Source organism: Streptomyces sp. NPDC020742, assembly GCF_040641675.1.
In the GTDB taxonomy this organism is placed as follows: Bacteria; Actinomycetota; Actinomycetes; order Streptomycetales; family Streptomycetaceae; genus Streptomyces.
On the sequence record NZ_JBFAEA010000001.1, the window covers coordinates 872,150 to 895,464 of the forward strand.

At 72.8% G+C, this 23,315-nt stretch carries 19 protein-coding genes, 1 pseudogene and 1 riboswitch; of the genes and pseudogenes, 10 read left to right on the forward strand and 10 right to left on the reverse strand.

Annotation, left to right across the window (positions count from 1 at the left end):
* Positions 1-100 precede the first annotated feature (100 nt).
* On the reverse strand, positions 101-814 hold the full coding sequence (locus AB0G84_RS03795) for a M50 family metallopeptidase (protein ID WP_361314934.1): 714 nt from the start codon (positions 812-814) through the stop codon (positions 101-103).
* A 35-nt stretch (positions 815-849) separates the two neighbouring features.
* Between AB0G84_RS03795 and AB0G84_RS03800 the strand changes: the two genes are divergently transcribed.
* Positions 850-1,680: an SOS response-associated peptidase gene (locus AB0G84_RS03800; protein ID WP_361314937.1), complete on the forward strand. Its 831-nt coding sequence runs from the start codon at positions 850-852 to the stop codon at positions 1,678-1,680.
* Between the two features lie 53 nt (positions 1,681-1,733).
* Positions 1,734-2,381, forward strand: coding sequence for an alpha/beta family hydrolase (locus tag AB0G84_RS03805; protein ID WP_361314940.1), 648 nt, complete (start codon positions 1,734-1,736; stop codon positions 2,379-2,381).
* A gap of 36 nt (positions 2,382-2,417) precedes the next feature.
* Here AB0G84_RS03805 and AB0G84_RS03810 read toward each other — a convergent pair whose 3' ends face one another.
* Positions 2,418-2,981 carry an XRE family transcriptional regulator gene (locus AB0G84_RS03810; protein ID WP_361315146.1) on the reverse strand — a complete coding sequence of 188 codons (564 nt, stop codon included), beginning with the start codon at positions 2,979-2,981 and terminating at the stop codon, positions 2,418-2,420.
* Positions 2,982-3,398: 417 nt separating this feature from the next.
* Here AB0G84_RS03810 and AB0G84_RS03815 point away from each other — a divergent pair, with 417 nt between their 5' ends.
* The 6 genes from AB0G84_RS03815 to def all read left to right on the forward strand — a co-directional run bounded on the left by AB0G84_RS03815 (position 3,399) and on the right by def (position 9,627).
* Positions 3,399-4,103: a sigma-70 family RNA polymerase sigma factor gene (locus AB0G84_RS03815; protein WP_361314941.1), complete on the forward strand. Its 705-nt coding sequence runs from the start codon at positions 3,399-3,401 to the stop codon at positions 4,101-4,103.
* Positions 4,100-4,510: a mycothiol system anti-sigma-R factor gene (gene rsrA, locus AB0G84_RS03820; RefSeq protein WP_361314944.1), complete on the forward strand. Its 411-nt coding sequence runs from the start codon at positions 4,100-4,102 to the stop codon at positions 4,508-4,510. The genes AB0G84_RS03815 and rsrA overlap by 4 nt, the downstream gene beginning before the upstream one ends.
* A gap of 181 nt (positions 4,511-4,691) precedes the next feature.
* The gene (locus AB0G84_RS03825) at positions 4,692-6,176 is read left to right on the forward strand and encodes an HD-GYP domain-containing protein (RefSeq protein ID WP_361314947.1); all 1,485 of its coding nucleotides are present in this window, start codon (positions 4,692-4,694) and stop codon (positions 6,174-6,176) included.
* 122 nt (positions 6,177-6,298) lie between these two features.
* Entirely contained in the window at positions 6,299-7,513 is a 1,215-nt protein-coding gene (locus AB0G84_RS03830) for an HD domain-containing protein (protein ID WP_361315149.1), read from the forward strand.
* 398 nt (positions 7,514-7,911) lie between these two features.
* Positions 7,912-8,913 carry a hypothetical protein gene (locus AB0G84_RS03835; RefSeq protein ID WP_361314949.1) on the forward strand — a complete coding sequence of 334 codons (1,002 nt, stop codon included), beginning with the start codon at positions 7,912-7,914 and terminating at the stop codon, positions 8,911-8,913.
* A 69-nt stretch (positions 8,914-8,982) separates the two neighbouring features.
* Positions 8,983-9,627 (forward strand): peptide deformylase, encoded by a 645-nt coding sequence (def, locus tag AB0G84_RS03840; protein WP_361314952.1) that lies wholly within the window; start codon positions 8,983-8,985, stop codon positions 9,625-9,627.
* A gap of 69 nt (positions 9,628-9,696) precedes the next feature.
* Here the strand turns inward: def and AB0G84_RS03845 are convergent, their stop codons facing one another.
* The 6 genes from AB0G84_RS03845 to AB0G84_RS03870 form a co-directional block, all read right to left on the reverse strand.
* Positions 9,697-11,664, reverse strand: a complete 1,968-nt coding sequence (locus AB0G84_RS03845; protein WP_361314954.1) for a transglycosylase domain-containing protein — start codon at positions 11,662-11,664, stop codon at positions 9,697-9,699.
* Positions 11,665-11,797: 133 nt separating this feature from the next.
* Positions 11,798-12,853, reverse strand: a complete 1,056-nt coding sequence (locus tag AB0G84_RS03850) for a ribonucleotide-diphosphate reductase subunit beta (RefSeq protein WP_361314957.1) — start codon at positions 12,851-12,853, stop codon at positions 11,798-11,800.
* Positions 12,853-15,255, reverse strand: coding sequence for a ribonucleoside-diphosphate reductase subunit alpha (locus tag AB0G84_RS03855; protein ID WP_361315151.1), 2,403 nt, complete (start codon positions 15,253-15,255; stop codon positions 12,853-12,855). The genes AB0G84_RS03850 and AB0G84_RS03855 overlap by 1 nt, the downstream gene beginning before the upstream one ends.
* A gap of 198 nt (positions 15,256-15,453) precedes the next feature.
* Positions 15,454-15,617: riboswitch (cobalamin riboswitch) on the reverse strand.
* A 273-nt stretch (positions 15,618-15,890) separates the two neighbouring features.
* Positions 15,891-17,576, reverse strand: a complete 1,686-nt coding sequence (mctP, locus tag AB0G84_RS03860) for a monocarboxylate uptake permease MctP (protein ID WP_361314960.1) — start codon at positions 17,574-17,576, stop codon at positions 15,891-15,893.
* Positions 17,573-17,833: a DUF3311 domain-containing protein gene (locus AB0G84_RS03865; RefSeq protein WP_361314962.1), complete on the reverse strand. Its 261-nt coding sequence runs from the start codon at positions 17,831-17,833 to the stop codon at positions 17,573-17,575. Before AB0G84_RS03865 ends, mctP begins: the two co-directional genes overlap by 4 nt.
* Positions 17,834-17,993: 160 nt before the next feature.
* Positions 17,994-18,752 (reverse strand): GntR family transcriptional regulator, encoded by a 759-nt coding sequence (locus tag AB0G84_RS03870; protein ID WP_361315153.1) that lies wholly within the window; start codon positions 18,750-18,752, stop codon positions 17,994-17,996.
* Between the two features lie 342 nt (positions 18,753-19,094).
* On the opposite strand from AB0G84_RS03870, the pseudogene AB0G84_RS03875 reads away from it, so the two are divergent.
* Positions 19,095-19,336, forward strand: a pseudogene (locus AB0G84_RS03875) (carbohydrate ABC transporter permease); the annotation flags it as partial.
* Positions 19,337-19,343: 7 nt separating this feature from the next.
* Positions 19,344-20,903, forward strand: coding sequence for a glycoside hydrolase family 3 protein (locus AB0G84_RS03880; RefSeq protein ID WP_361314965.1), 1,560 nt, complete (start codon positions 19,344-19,346; stop codon positions 20,901-20,903).
* A 571-nt stretch (positions 20,904-21,474) separates the two neighbouring features.
* Here the strand turns inward: AB0G84_RS03880 and nagB are convergent.
* Together nagB and AB0G84_RS03890 are read right to left on the reverse strand one after the other, a co-directional pair.
* Entirely contained in the window at positions 21,475-22,257 is a 783-nt protein-coding gene (gene nagB / locus AB0G84_RS03885) for a glucosamine-6-phosphate deaminase (protein WP_361314968.1), read from the reverse strand.
* A gap of 221 nt (positions 22,258-22,478) precedes the next feature.
* Positions 22,479-23,252 (reverse strand): SDR family oxidoreductase, encoded by a 774-nt coding sequence (locus AB0G84_RS03890; RefSeq protein ID WP_361314970.1) that lies wholly within the window; start codon positions 23,250-23,252, stop codon positions 22,479-22,481.
* Between the last annotated feature and the right edge of the window lie 63 nt (positions 23,253-23,315).

Below are 23,315 nucleotides of genomic sequence, written 5' to 3' on the forward strand. Positions count from 1 at the left end.
GTGGCAGTGGACGTGCGCCCGCGTGCAGTGGGGCGGACCCTGGGTGGCACGGAGACCCGGATATCGGACACCGGAGTACGCGGAGCGGTTGCGGTTGACGTCACACGCCGAGCAGCCAGCGGCCGCCACCGGTCAGGGAGCACAGCGTCACCACGTGGAACAGGCCGAGCCAGACGGGCGCCGGGACGTTCGTCAGCCGGGCCAACTGGTCGGGGTCGGAGTCCGCCGCCCCGCCCCGGTGCCGCTTGCCCTGCAGCTCGAAGGGCGGACGCACCCCGCCCAGCAGCAGGAACCACACCGCCGCATACGCGAACGCCGCCTGTACCTGCGCCGTCGTCAGCCAGGAGATCAGCACGAACGCGCCGCCGGTCAGGACGACCGTGAGCACGCCGTAGGCATTGCGGATCATGACCAGCATCGCCAGCAGCAGCGCGGTGGCGCCCCACAGCAGCGCCGTGATGTGCCCCGCGGCGAGCAGCGCGGCGCCGCCCAGGCCGAGCAGGGACGGGGCGATGTAGCCGGCCGCGGCGGTCAGCACCATGCCCAGACCGGTCGGTTTGCCGCGGGACACGGTCAGCCCGGAAGTGTCCGAGTGCAGCCGTATGCCGTCCAGGCGGCGGCCGGTGAGCAGTGCGATCAGGCCGTGGCCGCCCTCGTGCGCGATGGTGACGGCGTTCCGCGACAGCCGCCAGGCGGTGCGCGGGACGACGGCGCCCAGCGCCAGCACCCCGGTGACGATCACCAGCCAGAGCGAAGGATGGGGCTGGGTCCCGAAGACCCGGCCCCATATGTCGGTGAGGTGGTCGGTGTCCATGTCTCCCCTTCGTGTGGCATGGCAGTGTGGCACGCATGTGCGGTAGGTATGCAGCGAGTCGTCGCCCCGAGGAACTGGCGGGACTCTTCGGCGTCCAGCGCTGGGAGCCGGCGGAGACCCTCGCGCCCAGCTGGAACGTCGCCCCGACGGCCCAGGTGCACGCGGTACTTGAGCGCCCGCTCAAGGGCGCGGCGGCCGACGGCTTCCCGCCGGGCCCGGTGCGCCAACTCCGGACGCTGACGTGGGGCCTGGTCCCGTCGTGGTCGACATCACCCGACGGCGCCGCGCGGATGATCAATGCCCGGTCCGAGACGGTGCACGAGAAGCCGTCCTTCCGCCAGGCCTTCGCGGCCCGCCGCTGCCTGCTCCCCGGTGACGGCTACTTCGAGTGGGTCACCGGCGCCGCCGAGCGGGAGCTGGAGGAGCAGGGCCGGAAGAAGCGGGGCCGTAAGCAGCCGTACTTCGTCACGCCCGCCGACGGGTCGGTGATGGCGATGGCCGGGCTCTACGAGTTCTGGCGGGACCGCACGCTGCCCGGGGACCACCCGCGGGCCTGGTGGGTGACCTGCACGGTCCTGACCACTGAGGCCGAGACCACCGCGCTGGCCGGGGCGGACGGTGGCGAGGGCCCGCAGTCGCTGGCCGCGATCCACCCCCGGATGCCGCTGGTGCTGACCCCGGACCGCTGGGACGCCTGGCTGGACCCGACCCGTACGGACCCCGGCGAGCTGCAGGAGCTGCTGACGCCCCCGCCGCCCGGGCTGATGCGGGCCCACCCGGTGCCCACCGACGTCAGCAACGTCCGCAACAACGGTCCCGAGCTGGTCACCGAGCTCGACGGGCCCGAGGTCGGCACGCTGTTCTAAGTCCCCTGGGCGCGGCGGTGCCCCTCCGGCCGCGGCCCGGGCAGGATGGGCGTATGAGCACAGCAGCGAGGGAGACCGAGACGGTCGCCACACCGGCGGGCGACGCCCGGATCAGCTGGTACCGGGACGCGGGGCCGGCGCGGGCGGTGGTGGCGCTCAGCCACGGCGCCGGCGGCGGCATCGAGGCGCGCGACCTGCAGGCCCTGGCGGCCGCGCTGCCCGCCCGCGGCTACCCGGTGGCGCTGGTCGAACAGCCGTGGCGGGTGGCCGGCAAGAAGGTGGCGCCGGCGCCGAAGACCCTGGACGTCGGGTGGACCGCGCTGTGGCCGGCGCTGGCGAAGCCGGGGCTGCCGGTGGTGGCCGGCGGCCGGAGCGCCGGTGCCCGGGTGGCCTGCCGCACCGCGCGGGAGCTGGGCGCCTCGGCCGTCCTGGCCCTGAGCTTCCCGCTGCACCCACCGGGTCGGCCGGAGAAGTCCCGCGCGGACGAACTGACCGGCGCCGGGGTGCCGACGCTGGTGGTCCAGGGCGGGCGGGACCCGTTCGGGCGGCCGGCCGAGTTCCCGCCGGACACCGAGCTGACCGAGGTCCCGCACGGCGATCACGGCTTCGCGGTGCCGAAGAAGGCGGGCGTCGCCGAGGCGGAGTCGATGGCGCAGCTCACCGGTGCCGTACTGGCCTGGCTGGACCGGATGTTCGGCTGACCCGCGGCCCGTCGCCGAGGCGGGAGGCCCGCGGGATCAGTCCGCCCGCCCCCGCGGCCGGGCCCGTACGTGCATCCGCTCGCCCTGCCGGCCGAACAGGCTCAGCAGCTCCACCGGCTCCCCGTCAGCGGGGCCGAACCAGTGCGGCAGCCGGGTGTCGAACTCCGCCGCCTCGCCGGCCCGCAGCTCCACATCGCGGTCCGCCAGCAGCAGCCGCAGCCGGCCGGACAGCACGTACAGCCACTCGTAGCCCTCGTGCGTCCGCTGCTCCGGGGCGCCCCGGACGGGCTCGATGACCAGCTTGAACGCCTGTAGCGCACCCGGCTGGCGGGTCAGCGGCACCACCGTCATGGGCCCGCGCCGCTGGGGCACCGCGCGCACCCGCGGATCGCCGACCTCCGGTGCCCCCACCAGCTCGTCCAGCGGCACCTGGTGCGCCTGGGCGAGCGGCAGCAGCAGTTCGAGGGTGGCCCGCCGGCCGCCGGACTCCAGGCGGGAGAGCGTGCTGACCGAGATGCCGGTGGCCTCGGAGAGCGCGGCGAGCGTCACCCCGCGCTCCTGGCGCAGCCGCCGCAGTCGCGGGCCCACCTCGGCCAGCACCCGGTCGTAGCCGTGGTCGTGCGCCGCACCGCCGGGACCGCCGTCCGCCGTGGTGCCGTCCGTCGTGCCGTTCGCGTAGTCATCCACCCCTCCATTGCTGAAGCAGCAACGCGGTTTGTCAACCGGTGCGCAACGGTCCGTGCGGCAACGGACGGAATCCGCCGGGCCGGGCGGGAATGCGCCGGCGGCCGGGGCTGTTGTCACGGACGGAGATGCCCGAGTACGTCCAGCGAAGCATGAGGAATGGGAGTCCGCCGCATGGGAATCGCTTGCCCGGCCCGCCCGGCCGCTGACCTGCCGTGGTCGCAGATGCAGGTGACGCAGCCCGCCCTGGCCGGAGCGGCGGCGGCACCGGATCGTCGTCTATTCTCCGATTCAAGTGGGTCCGTTTCCGGGGCCACGACGGTGTTGGAGGAGGTGGGTCCGGTCACCGGTACCGACGCAGGGACCGACGGCACGGCTGAGGAGCAGTCCGCTGCCCGGGACGAGACTGCGGCCGAGCGCAATGCCCGCTTCGAGCGGGACGCCCTGGTCTTCCTGGACCAGATGTACTCCGCAGGGCTGCGCATGACGCGCAACCCCTCCGACGCGGAGGACCTGGTGCAGGAGACGTACGCCAAGGCGTACGCGTCCTTCCACCAGTTCCGGGAGGGCACCAACCTCAAGGCCTGGCTCTACCGCATCCTCACCAACACCTTCATCAACTCCTACCGCAAGAAGCAGCGCGAGCCCCAGCGCAGTGCCGCCGAGGAGATCGAGGACTGGCAGCTGGCGCGCGCCGAGTCGCACATGTCGACGGGCCTGCGCTCCGCCGAGTCCCAGGCGCTCGACCACCTCCCCGACTCGGACGTCAAGGCCGCGCTCCAGGCGATCCCGGAGGAATTCCGCATCGCGGTCTACCTCGCGGATGTCGAGGGGTTTGCGTACAAGGAGATCGCGGACATCATGGGGACACCCATCGGCACGGTGATGTCCCGACTGCACCGCGGCCGGCGCCAACTGCGCGGCATGCTGGAGGATTACGCCCGTGAGCGCGGGCTGGTCCCGGCGGGGGCGACGGCTGCGGACCCGCAGGCCGCGCGGACGTCGGAGTCGCACGACCGGAAAGGCTCGGGATCATGAGCTGCGGAGAGCCGCACGAGAAGGACTGCTCAGAGGTCCTTGACCACCTCTACGAGTATCTCGACCGGGAGATGCCCGCCGGGGAGTGCGCGGAGTTCCAGGTGCATCTCGACGAGTGCTCGCCGTGCCTGGAGAAGTACGGCCTGGAGCAGGCCGTCAAGAAGCTCGTCAAGCGCTGCTGCGGCCATGACGACGTCCCCAGCGATCTGCGTTCCAAGGTGATGGGCCGGATCGAGCTCATCCGGGCCGGCGAGACCGTGCCCGAGGTGAGCGTGCTCGAACAGGCCAAGCGCGAGGCGGCAGCACGCGAGCAGAGCGGCCCGGCGGCCCCCACTCGGGACGCCGACGGCGCCGCCGGGGCGCCCGGCTCCGCCGATGCACGGACCGAGGTCACCCGCGCCGAATAAGGCCGCACGTCACCCCATTGGGTGAGGGGCGGGGCCGTTCGTCCCGCTCGTTCCGCCGATGCGCCCTTCCCGGCGCTCCGGCCCCTCTATTCTCACGCACCCGAGCGCACCGCGGACGCGGGGCGCCGATCCCAGCTTGCGTACGAGCCGGGGCCGGGCGGGCATGGGTGAGGAGGGCGCGATGCGGGAACTTCCGGCGGCCGCACGGGGATACATCGGCGGTGCCGTGCTGGCGGCGGCCCTGTGTGCCGCCCCCGCCCTGCGACTCGGGGCCGCCGCTCCCTGGGGCAGCGCCCTGGCCCTGATGATTCTCTACGCGCTGTGCGAGGCGGCCCTCCGCTGCCCGCCACCGGGCGGCCGGGCGGTGGACGGAGCCCGGCCCAGCGCCGGGGGAGGCTGGGCCAGCGCCCTGCTGTTCGCCGGGGTCTTCCTGCTGCCGCCGCCGCTGGCCGCGCTGACCGCCGTGCCCGGCGCCTTGCTCGCACCGGCCGCGACCCGCTGGGCCGGTGCCCGGCGGCTCTGGCACGCTGCTGAATTGGCGCTCGCCTGCGGTGCGGCGACCGCCCTCGTCCGCGCCCTCGGCGCCCCCTCGCTCACCGCACCGCGGTTCCCCGTCCTGCTGCTGCCCGCCACGGCCGCCGCGGTGGCCTTCTGTGCGGTGCTCGCCGCGCTGGACGGCGGGGTGCTGGCCCTCGCCGAGCGGCACCCGGTCCGGACCGCCTGGCGCGGGCTGCTGGCCCGTTCGCTGGGGCCGCACCTGGTGCAGGGCCTCGCCGGGCTGATGATGGCCGTCCTGTGGCACAGCTCGTACGGGCCGCCGGCGGCGCTGTTGGTGCTGCTGCCGATCCACCTGTCCTGCTGGGGCTTCGGCCGGTACCACCGCGAACGCGCCGCCCACCAGGCCACCATCCGTGCCCTGGTGCAGGCCGTGGACCTCAAGGACCGCTACACCCGGGGACACAGCGAACGGGTCGGCCGCGCCTCGGTGATGATCGCCCGCGAGCTGGGCATGGCGGAGGAGCGGCTGGAGGTGCTGCGGTTCGCCGGAATCCTGCACGACGTGGGCAAACTCGGCGTCCCCACCCGGCTGTTGCGCAAGGACGGGCCGCTGACCCCACAGGAGCGCCGGGTCATCGAGCTGCATCCGGAGTACGGACACGAGATCGTGCGGGGCATCGGCTTCCTGGGGGAGGCCCGGGCGGCGATCCTGCACCACCACGAGCGGCTGGACGGCGGCGGCTACCCCTATGGACTGATGGGGCATCAGATCCCGGAAGCCGCACGGGTGGTGGCGGTCGCCGACGCCTTCGACGCGATGACCTCGACCCGCTCCTACCGGCGGGCCCGGCCGGTGCCGGCCGCGGTCGCCGAACTGCGCAAGTGTGCCGGGGCGCAGTTCGATCCGCGGATGGTCCGGGCGCTGGCGGCGTCATTGGAGCGGTACGGCTGGCAGCCGGACCTGGTGACGGCGGCGGAGCCCGGTGTCCGCGCGGCTGGCAGCGGAAACGTCACGGCCCGGGAGAACGGCACGGCCCGGGAGCCGGAGGGGGCGGCCGGCGCGGCGGCGGGGCCGGCCGACGGGGCGGACCGGGCGGGCGGGGCGGACGGGCAGGGTGCGGCGGGGTCCGGAGGGGTGGCGGGCGCGGTGCGGGACGGTGCGCGGTGACCGGCGCCACCGGCCGGCCCCCGGATTCCGGGGCCGTCGCGGGTCCGGCCGGAGCGCGCGGCCGCCGGCCGGTCACCGGTGGCCGCGCGGTGATCGCCGCGGTGCACCTCCCGGCCGCCGCGCTGGCCTGCTGGGCGCTCGGCCGCACGCTGTGGGAGGGCCCGGCCCAGCCCGGGATCGCGCTGGCCTTCGGGGTGCTGATCGCGGTCGGCGAGCTGGCCGGCCGGGCCCCGGCCCCGGCGACCGGGTACGGGCGGGCCCCGGCGGAGCGGGAGGGGGCGCCGCTCGGCGCGGCCGGTGCGCTCGCCTACGCGCTGCTCGGCGAGGCCGGCGGGCGCCCCACGACCCACGGGGTACCGCAGACCGTGGCGGTCGTGCTGGCGGCCGGGCTGATCGGGCTGGTCCCGCAGCTGGCGCGCGGTAGGGAGCCGGTGCTGGACCCGCTGGCGCGCCGGGTGCTGACCGTGGGCTTCGCCGCCGTCTGCTTCCAACCCCTCTACGCCACCGGGCGGTTGGGCGGCTGGGTGGCCTCCGGGCCGGCCTACCCGCTCTTCCTGATCGCCCTGCTGGCGCTGACCACGCTGTGTGACGCGGTGCTGGCCGCCGCCCTCGCCGCGGCCCGTACCGGCTGGCCTTACTGCCCGCTGCTGCGCGACGAGTTGCGCGCGCTGCCCGGCATCGGCACCGCCATCTGTGCCACCGGTGTGGTGATCGCGCTCGCCACCGCGGTCGCCGGTCTGTGGGCGCTTCCGGTGTTCTGCCTGCCGCTGCTGCTCACCCAGTGCGCCTTCCGCCGGTTCGCGGCGGTACGCACCACCAACCGCCAGACCATCGCCTCGCTGGCCCGCTCCACCGAGATCGCCGGCTACACCCCGCACGGCCACGCCCGCCGGGTGGCCGCGCTCAGCCGCGCCGTGGGCCGCGAACTCGGACTGAACGAACCGGACCTGGACATGCTGGAGCACGCCGCCCTGATGCACGACATCGGCCAGCTCTCGCTGCTGGACCCGGTGCCGGACGGGGCGACCGCACCGCTGCCGCCCGCCCAGCAGCGGCGGATCGCCCTGCTGGGCGGCGCCGTTGTCCGGCAGACCGGGGCGCCCGCGGAGGTGGCGGTGATCGTCGAGCGGCAGGCCGATCCGTACCGGGACCAGCCGCTCACGGCGCGTATCGTCCGCACGGTCAACGCCTACGACGACCTCTCCGGCGCCGGGACGGGGCCCGCAGGGCCGCTGCGCGCCCTGGAACGGCTGCGGCTGGCGACCGCGCGGGACCACGAGCCCGGTGTCGTCGAGGCGCTCGCCCGGGTCCTCTCGCGCCGCGGCCGGGCGGTGTGAGAGGGGCGACGGTGTCAGTGGGGGCGGCATGCGGTCCGCGACCTCTCGGTACCAGTGTGTATCCACCGGTAAGGACGGGAATCGCCCAAGGGAGGGGCTGTGGCACCCGGTCCGTCCGGCCGCTCCGGCACCCCTCGCCGAGCCGCCTCCGGGCGCCGGACGGGAGGGAACCCACGGGTAATGAGCGCCCTGCGAGACGGGCATGGTTGGATGCGAAGGGAGCCCCCTCGGGGGGATCCAGGGGGTCGGCGAAGGGCGAGTTGCCGCAGGGGAGCGGCAAACCGGGCTGAGCCCGACGGCAATCTGTGGCAGGTTGTCGAGTGAGCCCCACAAGGGGCCCAGGACACCGCCCGGGACACCTCCGGAGCGGCAGTGGGAACAACCAGCAGGCGGGAATCGTGAGGATCTTCGGCAAGGTACGGCACCGGCCCTCCGCCTCGTGGCGGCAGGCGACCGACCGCGCTTTCACGCTGATCGGCGACGGCCGTTACGAGGACGCGGGGGCGCTGCTGACCCGCGCCGCGGACATGGAGCCGTGGCTGTCGGAGTCCTGGTTCAACCTCGCCCTGCTGCACAAGTTCCGGCATGACTGGGACCAGGCCCGGGCCGCCGGGCTGCGCGCGGTGGCGCTGCTGGACCGCGAGACCGGGGCGCCCGACTGGTGGAACGTGGGGATCGCCGCCACCGCCCTGCAGGACTGGCCGCTGGCCCGCCGCGCCTGGCAGGCCTACGGGCTGAAGGTCCCCGGCGAGGGCTCCCCGTCCGGCGAACCGCTCGGTATGGCGCTGGGCAGCGCCGCCGTCCGGCTCTCCCCGGAGGGCGAGGCCGAAGTGGTCTGGGGTCGCCGGCTGGACCCCGCCCGGATCGAGGTGCTGTCCATCCCGCTGCCGTCCTCCGGGCGGCGCTGGGGCGAGGTGGTGCTGCACGACGGCGTACCGCACGGCGAGCGGACCACCGCCGCCGGCGCCGACGGCACCACCCGGGCGTACCCGGTCTTCGACGAGATCGAGCTCTGGGCGCCGTCCCCGGTCCCCACCTGGGTGGTGCTGCTGGAGGCCGCCACGGAGGCCGACCGGGACGCCCTGGAGCAGCTGGCGGCCGACGCCGGCTTCGCCGCCGAGGACTGGTCCTCCTCCGTACGGCTGCTGTGCCGGACGTGCTCGGAGAGCCGGATGCCCAGCGACGAGGGCGACGGCGAGCACCTGGACCCGCACGACCACAGTGAGCCGGGCCACCCCGGCCCCCTCGGCCACCGCACCGCGGGCTCCGGCTCGCTGTGGGTGCCGGAGCGCGAGTGCGGTATCGCGGCGCCGTCCGCCCTGGTGCGCGGCCTGCTGGACGGTTGGGTCGCGGACAGCCCGGACACCCGGGAGTGGCGCGATCTCGAAGAGGTCTGCTGAGCGGCCGCCCGCGTCGCCGTAGGCTGTAGGGCGACTAGTCAGGGTTTTTGAGGAAGGCGTACGGCGGAGATGGCCCAGCAGCCCGTGTTTGATCAAGACAGTGACCGGCCGGCGGACGACGCGTTCATCGACGACGTCACGGACGCCGCGGAGCGGGAGGCCGCCCACCGCGAGCGCGGCACCTCGCGGCCGATCACGGTCGTCGGCAACCCGGTGCTCCACAAGGAGTGCAAGGAGGTCACGGAGTTCGGCGACGAGCTGGCCCAGCTGATCGACGACATGTTCGCCAGCCAGCGCACCGCCGAGGGCGTGGGCCTGGCCGCCAACCAGATCGGCGTGGACCTGAAGGTCTTCGTCTACGACTGCCTGGACGACGAGGGCGTCCGGCACGTCGGCGCGGTCTGCAACCCGGTGCTGGACGAGCTGCCCGCCGAGCGCCGGGTGCTGGACGACTCCAACGAGGGCTGCCTGTCCGTACCGGGCGCCTACGCCGAGCTGGCCCGCCCCGACTACGCCGTCGTCCGCGGCCACGACGCCCAGGGCGAGCCGATCGCCGTCCAGGGCACCGGCTACTTCGCGCGCTGCCTGCAGCACGAGACCGACCACCTCAACGGCTACCTCTACATCGACCGGCTCAGCAAGCGGGACCGCAAGGACGTGCTGAAGCAGATGGCCGAGCAGGAGCCGCGCTACCCCGTCGTCGCCAACGACTGAGCGCGGCGGTACGTCGACCATCGTGTGCGGCGGGCGCCCGGCCCCGGTGGGACCGGGCGCCCGCCGCCGTCACGACGTGGCCCGGTAGGCGCTCCAGACCTTCGGCGGCAGGGTTGTGCCCAGCCCCTTGTCGTCGCCGCCGACGCCCTGCATCGGCAGCAGCTCGGGCGCGCCCGGCTTGTTGCGGAACATGGTGACCGCGGTGGTCGGCTCGGCGCCGGCGGTCAGGCCAGGGCGGACCCCGCTCCACTTCTGCGAGCCGGTGCCGGTGCTGGGGCCGGGCTCCGGACCGCCGGCCGGGGAGCCGATGAACCACGCCGACTTCATCCGGTCCCCGGGCTCGGTACGGCCGACCGCCACCGGCATCGGGACCGACACGTCGTTGGACGGGCCCAGCGTGCGCAGGCCCAGCACCCCCAGGGCGCCGGACACCTGCTGGGCGACCCCGGTGTCCAGCACCCGCTTCGGCGCGGCGCGGTCGAAGCCCTGGATCTTCTTGCCGTCGTAGGTCATCGACGACACCGCGTACGGGTCGGCGTGCAGCCCGCTGTTGGCGAAGGTGGTGTAGGCGCTCGCCATCCGGATCGCGCTGGGCGCCGAGGTGCCCAGCGGGAAGGTCTGCTCCAGGCGCGCCATGCTCTCCTCGCGCAGCCCCGCGGACACCGCCAGGTCCCGGATCCGCTCCAGCCCCAGGCGCTTCCCGGCCTGCACGAACGGCGGGCTCTGCCCCATCATCAGGGCGCTGCGCAGATCCCCGGTCGCTTCGTCCTCCGCCGCCTGCCGGGCCTTCTGGTCGATGTCGGTCGTCGCGGCGGGGTCGTCGGGCCCGTCGGCCTGATCCTGGAGCGCGGTCGCCAGCACGAAGGGCTTGAAGGCGGAGCCGGCCGGGACCGCCGAGGTGTCCGCGTTGTTACTGAAGTGCCGGGTGGCGTCCGAGCCGCCATAGACCGCGACGATCGCCCCATCCCGGGGACGCACGGAGGCGGCGCCGAACTCGACGTAGTTGTCGGCGGCGCGCTTTTCGGGGTCGAGGTTCTGCCGGCGGACGTCCCGGACCGCCTTCTCCAGGCGGTGGGTGCGCTGTTTGTCGAAGGTGGTGTGGATGCGGTAGCCGCCGCGCGCCAGGTCCTTGTCGGTTAGCCCGGTGGCGGCCTTGACGAACTTGTTGGCGACATCGACCAGATAGCCGGTCTGGCCGGCCTGGCTGGTGGGCTTCGAGGGGGCACGCGGCTCGGGGAACCGGGTGTACTTGGCCCGCTCCTTCTCGCTCATCGTGCCGGTGGCGACCTGCCGGTCGAGTATCCACTTCCAACGCGCCACGGCCCGTTGGTGGTTGGCCTTGCTCAGCCCGGGGTCGTACTGCTCCGAGCCCTTGAGCAGGGCCGCCAGCAGCGCACCCTGGCTGGGGTTCAGCTCCTTGGCGTCGATCCCGTAGAAGGCGTGGGCGGCGGCCTGGATGCCGTACGAACCCCGGCCGAACCAGCTGGTGTTGAGGTAGCCCCGGAGGATCTCCTCCTTGGACTTCTGGTTGCTCACCTTCAGCGCGATGACGAACTCCTTCACCTTGCGGGTGACCGTCTGGTCCTGCGAGAGGTAGGTGTTCTTCACGTACTGCTGGGTGATGGTGGAGCCGCCCTGGGTCTCCTCGCCGGAGACCATGTTGACCATGGCCCGGCCGATGCCCTTCATGGAGACGCCGGAATCGCTGTAGAACGTGGCGTTCTCCGCGGCTATCGCGGCGTTCTCGACGGAGTCCGGGACCTTGTCCAGAGTGACGTTCTGCCGGTTGACGGCGCCCACGCTCACCATTTGGCTGCCGTCGGCCCAGTAGTAGACGGTGGCCTCCTGTCCGGCGAGCGCATTCTCGTTCGGGACGTCGACCGTCGCGTACACCACGGCGAACAGTCCCACCAGGGAAATCAGGCCCAGACCGACGGCCCCCACCCACAGCCGCCACGACGGCAGCCAGCGGCGGGCGCCCTTGCGTCCCTGGCGCGGATAGTCGATGAACCGGCGGAGCCCCTTCGTGCCCTTCATGCCCAGTGAGATGTGGTGGCCGGGCTTCCGGTTGCGTAGGTAACAGAACGCTCACAAAAGGCTGGTGACCAGGCCGAAGGCGGGCCGCCGGCAGGGGAGTTCCGGGCCGGCCGGAGCCGGCCCGGAACGGGGATCAGAACTCGTCGTCGAAGGAGACCGTGCCCTCGACGGCGACCTGGTAGGCCGACGCCCGGCGCTCGAAGAAGTTGGTCAGCTCCTGGACGTTCTGCAGCTCCATGAAGGAGAACGGGTTCTCCGAGCCGTACACGGGCGCAAAGCCCAGCCGCTGCAGCCGCTGGTCGGCGACGCACTGGAGGTACTCGCGCATCGACTCGGTGTTCATGCCCGGCAGGCCGTCACCGCACAGGTCGCGGCCGAACTGCAGCTCCGCCTCGACGGCTTCCTTGAGCATCTCGGTGACCTGCTGCTCCAGCTTGTCGTCGAAGAGCTCGGGCTCCTCCTGGCGGACGGTGTCCACCACCGAGAAGGCGAACTCCATGTGCATCGACTCGTCGCGGAACACCCAGTTGGTGCCGGTGGCCAGGCCGTGCAGCAGACCCCGCGAGCGGAACCAGTACACGTAGGCGAAGGCGCCGTAGAAGAACAGGCCCTCGATGCAGGCCGCGAAGCAGATCAGGTTGAGCAGGAAGCGGCGGCGGTCGGCCCGGGACTCCAGGCGGTCGATGCTCTCGACCGAGTCCATCCACTTGAAGCAGAACTCGGCCTTCTCCCGGATGGACGGGATGTTCTCCACCGCGGCGAAGGCCGCCGCCCGGTCGTCCGGGTCGGGGAGGTAGGTGTCCAGCAGCGTCAGGTAGAACTGGACGTGCACCGCCTCCTCGAAGAGCTGACGGCTCAAGTACAGCCGCGCCTCGGGGGAGTTGATGTGCTTGTAGAGCGTCAGCACCAGGTTGTTGGCGACGATCGAGTCGCCGGTCGCGAAGAACGCCACCAGCCGGCCGATCATGTGCTGCTCACCCGGGGAGAGCTTGGCGAGGTCGGCGACGTCGGAGTGGAGGTCGACCTCCTCCACGGTCCAGGTGTTCTTGATCGCGTCGCGGTAGCGGTCGTAGAACTCCGGGTACCGCATGGGACGCAGCGTCAGCTCGAAGCCGGGGTCGAGCAGGTTCTTCTCGCCGGTGGTGGCGGTGTGGGCGGCGGAGGCGTTGGGCTCGGTGGGGTTGGGCATTACTGGCAGGCCTCGCAGGACTCGGGGTTTTCCAGGGAGCAAGCGACCGCCTCGGGGTCGGTGGCCTGCTGCGGTACGGGGGCGGCGGCCGCGGTGCCGCGGGCCGACTGGGCGATCCGGGTGGCCGGACGGGAGCGCAGGTAGTACGTCGTCTTGATGCCGTTCTTCCAGGCGTAGGCGTACATCGAGCTGAGCTTGCCGATGGTCGGCGAGGCCATGAAGAGGTTCAGCGACTGGCTCTGGTCCAGGTAGGGCGTACGGGCCGCGGCCATGTCGATCAGGGCGCGCTGCGGGATCTCCCAGGCGGTGCGGTAGCGGGCGCGGACGTCCGCGGGGATCCACTCGACGTCCTGCACCGAGCCGTTCGCCTCGCGCAGCGCGTCACGGGTCTTGGCGTCCCACAGCCCCAGGGCCTTGAGCTCCTCGATCAGGTAGGCGTTGACCTGGAGGAACTCCCCCGACAGCGTCTCGCGCTTGAAGAGGTTGGAGACCTGCGGCTCGATGCACTCGTACACCCCGGCGATGGAGGCGATGGTCGCGGTCGGCGCGATCGCCAGCAGCAGCGAGTTGCGCATGCCGGTTTCGGCGATCCGGGCCCGCAGCGCCGCCCAGCGGTCCGCCCAGCGGGGCTCGGCGTCCGGGTAGTGGTCGGGGTGCAGCACCCCACGGGCGGTGCGGGTCGCGGACCACGCGGGGTGCGGGCCGTGCCGCTCGGCGAGGTCCGCGGACGCCTCGTACGCGGCGAGCATGATCCGCTCGGAGATCCGGGTCGACAGCTCCTTCGCCTCGGGCGAGTCGAAGGGCAGCCGCAGCCGGAAGAACACGTCCTGCAGGCCCATCAGGCCCAGACCCACCGGGCGCCAGCGGGAGTTGGAGGCCCCGGCCTGCTCGGTCGGGTAGAAGTTGATGTCCACCACGCGGTCGAGGAAGGTGACGGCGGTGCGGACGGTGGCGTCCAGCCGCTCCCAGTCCATCGCCTCCTGCCAGCCGGCGGTCTCGTCGCCCAGGTGCGCGGCGAGGTTGACCGACCCCAGGTTGCAGACCGCGGTCTCCCCGTCGTTGGTCACCTCCAGGATCTCCGTGCAGAGGTTGGAGGAGTGCACGACCTTGCCGGGCTCGGCGGTCTGGTTCGCGGTCCGGTTGGCGGCGTCCTTGAACGTCATCCAGCCGTTGCCGGTCTGCGCCAGGGTCCGCATCATCCGGGAGTAGAGCACCCGCGCCGGCACCTGCTTGACCGCCCGGCCCTCGGCCTCGGCCCTGCGGTACGCGGCGTCGAACTCCTCGCCCCACAGGTCCACCAGCTCGGGGGCGTCGGCGGGGGAGAACAGCGACCAGTCGCCGTCCGCCTCCACCCGGCGCATGAACTCGTCCGGGATCCAGTGCGCGATGTTGAGGTTGTGGGTGCGGCGGGCCTCCTCACCGGTGTTGTCCCGCAGCTCCAGGAACTCCTCGATGTCCGCGTGCCAGGTCTCCAGGTAGACGCAGGCCGCGCCCTTGCGCCGGCCGCCCTGGTTGACCGCGGCGACCGAGGCGTCCAGCGTGCGCAGGAACGGCACGATGCCGTTGGAGTGTCCGTTGGTGCCCCGGATCAGTGAACCGCGGGCGCGGATGCGGGAGTAGGACAGGCCGATGCCGCCGGCGTGCTTGGACAGCCGCGCCACCTGGTGGTACCGGTCGTAGATCGAGTCCAGCTCGTCCAGCGGGGAGTCCAGCAGGTAGCAGGACGACATCTGCGGGTGGCGGGTGCCGGAGTTGAACAGCGTGGGGGAGGAGGGCAGGTACGACAGCGAGCTGGTGAGCCGGTAGAGCTCGGCGACGTCGGCCAGGGCGCGCTCGCTGTGGTCCTCGGCCAGACCGCAGGCCACCCGCAGCAGGAAGTGCTGGGGGGTCTCGATGACCTGACGGGTGGTGGGGTGCCGGAGCAGGTAGCGCGAGTGCAGCGTGCGCAGCCCGAAGTAGCCGAAGCGGTCGTCCGCGCCGTCCGTGAGGGCGGCGTCGACCAGCGCGTCCAGGTGCTCGGCGTGCGCCCGTACGAACTCCGCGGTCCCGTCGGCGATCAGGCCCTCGCGGTGGCCGACCTCGACGGAGGCGGAGAAGGAGACCGCCCCCTGCCCGGCGGCCTCCTCCGCGATGGCGCGGGTGAGCAGCCGGGCGGCGAGCTTGGAGTACTGGGGCTCGTCACCGATCAGGCCGGCCGCGGCTTCGGTGGCCAGCGACCGCAGCTCGGCCTCGTCGGAGCCCGGGTGCCGGCCGCGCAGGGCGGCGGCGGCCACCTTGCCGGGGTCGGTCGCGGTGAGGTCCTCGGTCAGCGCGGTCAGCGTGCGCAGCAGGGCGACGCCCGGCCCGTCCTCGCCCGGCGCGCCGTCGGCGGGGGCGGCAGGCGTGGTCACCGCAGTCGGCACGACCTCGGCGTCTGACGCGGGCTCCGTTGGCGCGATGGTCACGTGGTGCTCTCCCTCACTCGGCGGGGGCCGGGAGAGCGGGGCGACGGGCGCGCGCGGGCATGCGGCACCCCGTGACGTTGTGGGGCGCGCGGGCACCGCGCGGCGTCCATCGGCCCAACCCTCGGGGCCCGGACGTATCGACGTCCGTACCGATGGCGGTGCGGACGTACCGTCGGCAGGTCTTCGGACTTCACGGCACGCGCGGAAGGGCCGTGATCGGGCCACCGAGCGCGCTCCAACACCGTTGCGGGACAGTCCCGGATTCACACCGGATTCCCCTGCGGCGACAGCGAGGACGAGCATACATCTTGTGCTGCCACCCGCATGCACCCCCACATCTTGTGTCGTCACCCCATACCACTCCGACGGGTGTGCGAATGACCAGGGGCGTCGGACGGCCCGGGAAAGGTGCTCTGTCCCAGGACAGCGGCCCCTTCCGGCCAGTCGCCGCCACGCCTGCCGCGGCCACCCCGGAAGGGCGGACGCGCCCGACGCGCCGTCACCCACCCCCGTGCGCCCCGGCGGTTCCGGAACGGCGAAGGGCCGCCGCGCCCCCAGGGGGACGCGACGGCCCGTGGTGCGGTGCCGGCGGATCAGTGCCCGGCGGGTGCTCCGGCGGTGGCCGGCGGCAGGTCGGTCGCGACGCCCGTGTCGCCGGCGTCCGCGGTGTAGTCGCCGGGGCTGGTCTCGTCGACCCCGTCGGGGGCCTTGACGGCCCGCAGGGCGACCGTGAGCACCACCGTGACCACCACGTTCAGGACGAAGGCGGTGAGGCCGATGTAGCCGATCTCACCGATGCCGGGGATCTCCTTGCTGGAGCCGCCGAAGTGGGCCTGGGTCGGGCTGGCGACGCCGTACGCGGCGAGGGTGCCGTAGAGCATGCCCACCGCCCAGCCGGTCAGCAGGGCCCAGCGGTGGAACCAGCGGGTGAACAGTCCGCCGACCAGCGCCGGCATGGTCTGCAGGATCCAGATGCCGCCCAGCAGCTGGAAGTTGATGGCGACGGTCTTGTCCATGGTGAGGACGAAGACCAGGGCGCCGACCTTCACCAGCAGGGAGACGAGCTTGGCGACCTTGTGCTCCTGCTCGGGCGTGGCGTCGCGCTTGAGGAAGTCCTTGTAGACGTTCCGGGTGAAGAGGTTGGCGGCGGCGATGGACATGATGGCCGCGGGCACCAGGGCGCCGATCCCGATCGCCGCGAAGGCCACACCGGCGAACCAGCTGGGGAACATGTCCTCGAACAGCTGCGGGATGGCCAGCTGGGGGTTGCCCTGGATGTCCGTGCCGGCCTTGACGGCCATGAAGCCGAGCAGTGCCAGGAAGCCCAGCATCAGCGAGTAGAGCGGGAGGATGGTGGTGTTGCGGCGGATCACATTGCGGCTGCGGGAGGACAGTGTGGCGGTGATCGAGTGGGGGTACATGAAGAGCGCCAGCGCCGAGCCGAGCGCCAGAGTGGCGTAGGCCCACTGGGCGTTGGGGCCGCTGGTCAGCTCGCCGCGCGGCTTGCCGGGCACCGGGCCGGGCTGGGTGAACGCCTTGCCCGCCGCGTCGAAGATCCCCTCGAAGCCGCCCAGTTTGATCGGGATGTAGATGATCGCCACGGCGATGACCAGGTAGATCAGGCCGTCCTTGACGAAGGCGATCAGCGCCGGGGCGCGCAGCCCGGAGGAGTAGGTGTAGGCGGCCAGCACCGCGAAGGCGATCAGCAGCGGGAGGTCCTTGACGAACCAGTTGGTGTGCTCGCCGCCGCCGATGCCCATCACGTCCAGGACGGCCTGAATGCCGACCAGTTGGAGCGCGATGTACGGCATGGTCGCCAGGATGCCGGTCAGCGCCACGGCCAGCGACAGGCCCTTGGAGCCGAAGCGGCCCCGGACGAAGTCGGAGGTGGTGACGTAGCCGTGCTTGTGCGAGACCGACCACAGCCGGGGCAGGAAGGTGAAGATCAGCGGGTACACCAGGATCGTGTACGGCACGGCGAAGAAGCCGGCCGCGCCCGCCGCGTAGATCGCCGCCGGAACGGCTACGAAGGTGTACGCGGTGTAGAGGTCACCGCCCAACAGGAACCAGGTGATCCAGGTGCCGAAGCTGCGCCCGCCCAGGCCCCACTCGTCGAGGCTCTCGGACTGCTCCGCCCTGCGCCACCGGGCGGCGAGGAAGCCCATGACCGTCACGGCCAGGAAGAAGAAGACGAAGACGGCGAGCGCCACGCCGTTGACGCCCTGGGGGGCGGAGGCGGCGAGGGGAGCGGCGCCGGGCGCGGCCGGGGTCGGACTCATGCCTGTGCACCACCCTTGCGGGCGCGCTGCTCACGCTGGACCAGCTTGTAGGCCACCGTCGTCAGCGCGGTGGAGATCAGTACCCAGAGCATCTGGTACCAGTAGAAGAACGGGATGCCGATCAGGGTCGGCTCGATCCGGGCGTACGAGCTCACCCACAGCATCGCCACGAACGGAGCCAGCAGGCACAGCCCCGCCACCACACGCGTCGGTGTGACGATTCGTCTTCTGGTCGGTGGTCCGGCTGGCTCTGGCATCGTGCGGCTCCGTCCCTGGCGATCTCCTGTGCAACCGGCTGGAAATCTATGGCAGGGACGTGGCGCGCGTCACTACCTGTCCGCATATCGGTATGGCGAATTCCCGCGCGGTGCGGTGTCGCACGGCGCGGGAGGCGTCGCCGGTCGGGGCGGGCGGCCGTCAGTCCGCGGGGCGCTGGAGCCGGGCGACGAACTTGTAGCGGTCGCCGCGGTAGACCGAGCGCACCCACTCCACCGGCCGGCCCTGGGCGTCGAGCGAGTGCCGGGAGAGCATCAGCATCGGCAGACCGACGTCGGTGCCCAGCAGACCGGCCTCGCGGGGAGTGGCCAGCGAGGTCTCGATGGTCTCCTCGGCCTCCGCGAGCCGGACGTCGTAGACCTCGGCGAGTGCGGTGTACAGCGAGGTGTACTTGACCAGATTGCGGCGCAGCGCGGGGAACCGCTTGGCGGACAGATGGGTGGTCTCGATGGCCATCGGTTCACCGCTGGCCAGCCGCAGCCGCTCGATGCGCAGCACCCGGCCGCCGGGCGCGATGTCCAGCAGCCCGGCCAGTCGGTCGTCGGCGGTGACATAGCCGACGTCCAGCAGCTGGGAGGTCGGCTCCAGGCCCTGGGCGCGCATGTCCTCGGTGTACGAGGTCAGTTGCAGCGCCTGGGAGACCTTGGGCTTGGCCACGAAGGTGCCCTTGCCCTGGATGCGCTCCAGCCGGCCCTCGACGACCAGTTCCTGCAGGGCCTGGCGCACCGTCGTCCGGGAGGTGTCGAACTCCGCGGCGAGGGTGCGCTCGGGCGGGACCGGGGAGCCGGGCGGCAGGGTCTCGGTGATCTCCAGCAAGTGCCGCTTGAGGCGGTAGTACTTGGGCACCCGCGCGGTGCGGGTACCGCCGCTGCTGTCGGTGCTGCCCCCGTCCGTCTCCATGCCCCGCCTTTCCGACTCCTGTCGTGCTGCCGTCACCGGCTCCTCCGTACGTAGCGGCTCACATCGTGGCACGGGTGGGTTCTCCGTGCTCCCTCGCGGGTCCCGGCGCGCCAGATGTCGGTCCGGTAACGGACCTGACAGCGACTCTTATACACCCTTGACACTCCGAAAGGTCTAGGCCAAGCTGCCGGAACTGGTCTAAACCATTAAAGACCACACCCGGCCTTGGAGGGAGAGCGCGATGCGGCGTGGGCTCAGATCGGCGACCGCGGTCGCAGGTCCGGGCCGCCGGACATGTCGAACGCCTGGTCCACCCACCCTCTTCTCCTCTGCGGCTTCCCCTTCGGCTCCACCACGGCCTGGAAGGAGCTCCTCCGGTGCTGGTCCTCAACAAGGAGCCGGCGAAGGACGCCCTTCCGCTGTGGCTCTCGCAGTTCCAGGGCCCGGTTCGGGGACGATGGGGGCGCCGCCATGGCCGCCGTCTCGCTCTTCGCCGTCCCGACCCCGGTCCTCGCTCTGTTCCTGTCTCTGTCCTGCCACGCAAGGCGGTCGGTGGTCTCACCTCCGGCGCAGTGAAGGGATGACGCAGCCATGACCCCTCCCGTCCGCCCGGTGTCCTCCGCCGACACCCTCAACCGCGATGCCCTCGCCGTCCTCCAGCCCGGCTTCACCGGCACCACCGCACCGGACTGGCTGCTGCGCCGGCTCGGCGAGGGCCTGACCTCCGTCGGGCTGTTCGGCCGCAATGTCGCCGGGCCCGAGCAACTCGCCGCGCTCACTGCGCAACTGCGCCGGGAGCGTCCGGAACTCCTGATCGCCATCGACGAGGAGGGCGGCGATGTCACCCGCCTCGAAGTGCGCGGCGGGTCCTCCTTCCCCGGCAACCACGCCCTGGGCGCCGTCGACGACACCGCGCTCACCCGCGCGGTCGCCCGGGAACTCGGCCGCCGGCTCGCCGACTGCGGGGTCAACCTCAACTGGGCGCCCTGCGCCGACGTCAACTCCAACCCCGACAACCCGGTCATCGGCGTTCGCTCCTTCGGCGCCGATCCGCGGCTGGTCGCCCGGCACACCGCCGCCTATGTCGAGGGCCTCCAGTCCGCCGGGGTGGCCGCCTGCACCAAGCACTTCCCCGGACACGGTGACACCGCCGTCGACTCCCACCACGACCTGCCGCGGATCACCGCCGATGCGGCCACCCTCCGGGCCCGTGAACTGGTGCCGTTCCGCGCCGCCGTCGCGGCCGGCACCCGCGCCGTGATGAGCGCCCACCTCCTGCTGCCCACCCTGGACGGCGAGCGTCCCGCCACGCTCAGCCCGGCCGTACTGAACGGCCTGCTGCGCGCCCCGGTCGCCGAGGGCGGCCTCGGTTTCGACGGGCTGATCGTCACCGACGGGATGGAGATGCGGGCCATCGCCGCCACCTACGGCATCGAGCGCGGCAGTGTGCTGGCCCTCGCGGCCGGCGCCGACGCGATCTGTGTGGGCGGCGGACCGACCGACGAGGACACCGTGCTGCGGCTGCGCGACGCCCTGGTGCGGGCGGTACGCACCGGCGAACTGTCGGAGCGACGGCTCGCCGACGCCGCGGCACGGGTACGGGCCCTGGCGCGCACGCCGGGTGGCCCGGACGCGGGGGAGCGGGAGCGGGTCGCGCCCGCACCGGGGATCGGGCTCACCGCCGCCCGCCGCGCACTGCGCCTGACCACCGCCGGCGGCCCCTACGAGCCGCTCACCGGCCCCGTCCATGTCGCGGCCTTCACCCCGCTCGCCAATATCGCGGTCGGTGACGAGACCCCCTGGGGCGTCGCCGCCGAGCTGACCCGTCTCCTCCCCGGCACCGATACCGCCGCCTACACCGCGGCCTCCGCGTCCGCGGCCGGGATCCCCGCACTGATCGAGGGTCTGCTCACCGCAGCCGCCGGCCGCCGCATCGTCGCGGTGGTGCGCGACCTGCACCGCCACCCCTGGATGGCCGAGGCGGTGACTGCCCTGTTGGCCGCCCGCCCGGGGACCGCGGTCGTCGAGATGGGCGTCCCCCAGGCACCGCCCCGCGGCGCGCTGCACCTCGCCACCCACGGCGCCGCCCGCGTCTGCGGCCTGGCCGCGGCCGAGGCCCTGGTGGGCCGAGCCTCGACCCACCAGGGCTGAACACCCCGAGCGTTGAGCCCCCAGCGGGGGTGGGCACCGAGCGGGGTTGGGCACCGAGCAGGGTTGGGCGCCCAGTGGGGCGCGGGGTTGAGCACCCAGCGGGGCTTGGCCTCCGGCCAGGGCTGAGCGCCCACTGGGGCCGTGCCCTCGCCGGGGTCTGGCCTCGCGCCAGGGCTGAGAGCCCCGAGTGGGGCGGGCTTGGCCTCCGGCCAGGGCTGAGCGCCCAGGGGGCTGGGTGTCCTGCCAGGGCTGAGCACCCACTGGGGCCGTGCCCTCGCCGGGGTCTGGCCTCGCGCCAGGGCTGAGAGCCCCCAGCGGGGCGGGGCCTGCCTCTAGGGCTGAGCACCCAGGGGGCGGGGTGTTCCACCAGGGCCGAGCACCCACCGGGGCTGTGCCCCCGCCAGGGCCGAGCACCCACCGGGCCGGGCCTCCCGCCAGGGCCGGGCCTTCCACCGGAGTGCGCCCCGGCCGCACCGCCGGCGCCCGGCACCTCGGGGCCCTCCCGGCACCCCGGAGCCCGCCCGGCCCCTGGGAGCCCGCCCGGCCCCTGAGGCCCAGGCCGGACGTCCCGTCAGAGGCCCTGCCAGTCCGGCTTGGCGGCGTAGGTGTCGCGGAAGTAGTCGGCGAGCGTCAGCTTGGCGGCCGCGGCCTCGTCGACGACCACCGTGGCGTGCGGGTGGAGCTGCAACGCGGAGGCCGGAACCCGCGCCGCGACCGGTCCCTCAACGGCCTGGGCCACCGCGTCGGCCTTCCCCTCGCCGGTGGCCAGCAACACCAGGTGGCGGGCCTCCAGAATGGTGCCGATGCCCTGGGTGATGACGTGGTGCGGGACCTCGTCGAGGCTGTCGAAGAACCGGGCGTTGTCCTCCCGGGTCTGCCGGGTCAGGGTCTTGATACGGGTACGGGAAGCCAGCGACGAGCAGGGCTCGTTGAAGCCGATGTGCCCATCGGTGCCGATGCCGAGCAACTGGAGGTCCACGCCCCCGGCCTCGCTCAGCGCACGGTCGTACGCCTCGCACGCGGCCTGGACGTCCTCGGCCGTCCCGTCAGGGCCCATGAAGGCCTCCTCCCGGAGACCGAGCGGCTGGACCACCTCCCGCAGCACCACCGAGCGGTAGGACTCCGGATGCCCGGCCGGCAGGCCGACGTACTCGTCGAGCTGGCAGACGCGGACCCGCGAGGCATCGACCGCGCCGGCCCGGACCTTCGTGGCCAGCGCCTCGTAGAGGGGCAGCGGGGTGGAGCCGGTGGCCACCCCCAGCAGCGCGTCGGGCTTGCGCCGCACCAGAGTGGCGATGGCCTCCGCGATCAGCTCGCCGCCCGCCGCGGCGTCCGGAACGATGACAACTTCCACGCTTTGGCCTGCCGTTCTGGAGAGTGGTCTCATGAGGTCATGTGGTATAGACCAATCTAGCAGAGCGGTGGGCCGCGGCCCGGCTGCCGCTCCCGAACGGCGGGGCACGGTTTCCCGTCCATCCGGTGGCCGTTTCGGTAACGCGTCCGCTATCCGGAACCCCGGACGCCGGGGTCGCGGTGTGTACCGCCGGCGATGAGCCGTCGGGGCAGGGCTCCTCGTCAGAGCAGGACGCCTCCCGTCGCGTCGATCCACTGGCCGGTCACCCACCGGCTGTCGTCCGAGGCCAGGAACGCCACCACATCGGCGATGTCGGTGGTGTCGGCTATCCGGCCCAGCGGGGACATCGCCGCCACCCACTCGCGCGCCTCGGCATTGGCCTCGCCCCGCAGCCAGCCGGCGTTCATATCCGTGCTCACCACGCCGGGCGCCACCGCATTGACCGTGATCCCGCGCGGGCCCAGGTCCTTGGCGAGCGTCGAAGTGAACACATCCAGCGCCCCCTTGGTCATGGCGTAGGCGATCAGCTCGGGCTTGGCCGCCCCGCGCGTCAGCCCCGTCGAGGTGTTGATGATCCGGCCGCCGTCCCGCAGCCGGGACAGCCCCTCCTGGACGAGGAAGAACGGCGCCTTGGTGTTGACCGCGAAGAGGTGGTCGAAGTCCTCCGCCGTCAGCTCGCCGATGCCCTTGAGTGTCCCGTCGACCGCCGTGTTGATCCCGGCGTTGTTGACCAGGATGTCCAGCCCCTCGGCCCGTTCGTCGAACGCCGCCCACAAAGCCGCCGCATCGCCCGGCACGCCCAGCTCGGCCCGGAGGGTGAACGCCTCGCCCCCGTCCGCCTCGATCGCCGTGACCGTCTCCTTCGCCGCGGTCTCGTCCCGGCCGTAATGCACCCCGACCCGTGCGCCGTCTCGCGCCAGTCGCTCCGAGATCGCCCGGCCGATCCCCCTGCTGCCGCCGGTCACCAGTGCCGTCCTGCCGCTGAGTGCACCCATCCCCGAGCCCCTCCCTGGTCTGCGCCGGGCGCATGCCTGTTCATGCGCCCGGCCAATTCTGTA

Bases quoted from the DNA above. Each gene is read 5' to 3' on its own strand.
- AB0G84_RS03795 (WP_361314934.1), bottom strand. From the start codon at position 814: ATGGACACCGACCACCTCACCGACATATGGGGCCGGGTCTTCGGGACC.
- AB0G84_RS03800 (WP_361314937.1), top strand. From the start codon at position 850: ATGTGCGGTAGGTATGCAGCGAGTCGTCGCCCCGAGGAACTGGCGGGA.
- AB0G84_RS03805 (WP_361314940.1), top strand. From the start codon at position 1,734: ATGAGCACAGCAGCGAGGGAGACCGAGACGGTCGCCACACCGGCGGGC.
- rsrA (WP_361314944.1), top strand. From the start codon at position 4,100: ATGAGCTGCGGAGAGCCGCACGAGAAGGACTGCTCAGAGGTCCTTGAC.
- AB0G84_RS03825 (WP_361314947.1), top strand. From the start codon at position 4,692: ATGCGGGAACTTCCGGCGGCCGCACGGGGATACATCGGCGGTGCCGTG.
- def (WP_361314952.1), top strand. From the start codon at position 8,983: ATGGCCCAGCAGCCCGTGTTTGATCAAGACAGTGACCGGCCGGCGGAC.
- AB0G84_RS03845 (WP_361314954.1), bottom strand. From the start codon at position 11,664: ATGAAGGGCACGAAGGGGCTCCGCCGGTTCATCGACTATCCGCGCCAG.
- AB0G84_RS03850 (WP_361314957.1), bottom strand. From the start codon at position 12,853: ATGCCCAACCCCACCGAGCCCAACGCCTCCGCCGCCCACACCGCCACC.
- mctP (WP_361314960.1), bottom strand. From the start codon at position 17,576: ATGAGTCCGACCCCGGCCGCGCCCGGCGCCGCTCCCCTCGCCGCCTCC.
- AB0G84_RS03865 (WP_361314962.1), bottom strand. From the start codon at position 17,833: ATGCCAGAGCCAGCCGGACCACCGACCAGAAGACGAATCGTCACACCG.
- AB0G84_RS03870 (WP_361315153.1), bottom strand. From the start codon at position 18,752: ATGGAGACGGACGGGGGCAGCACCGACAGCAGCGGCGGTACCCGCACC.
- AB0G84_RS03880 (WP_361314965.1), top strand. From the start codon at position 19,344: ATGACCCCTCCCGTCCGCCCGGTGTCCTCCGCCGACACCCTCAACCGC.
- AB0G84_RS03890 (WP_361314970.1), bottom strand. From the start codon at position 23,252: ATGGGTGCACTCAGCGGCAGGACGGCACTGGTGACCGGCGGCAGCAGG.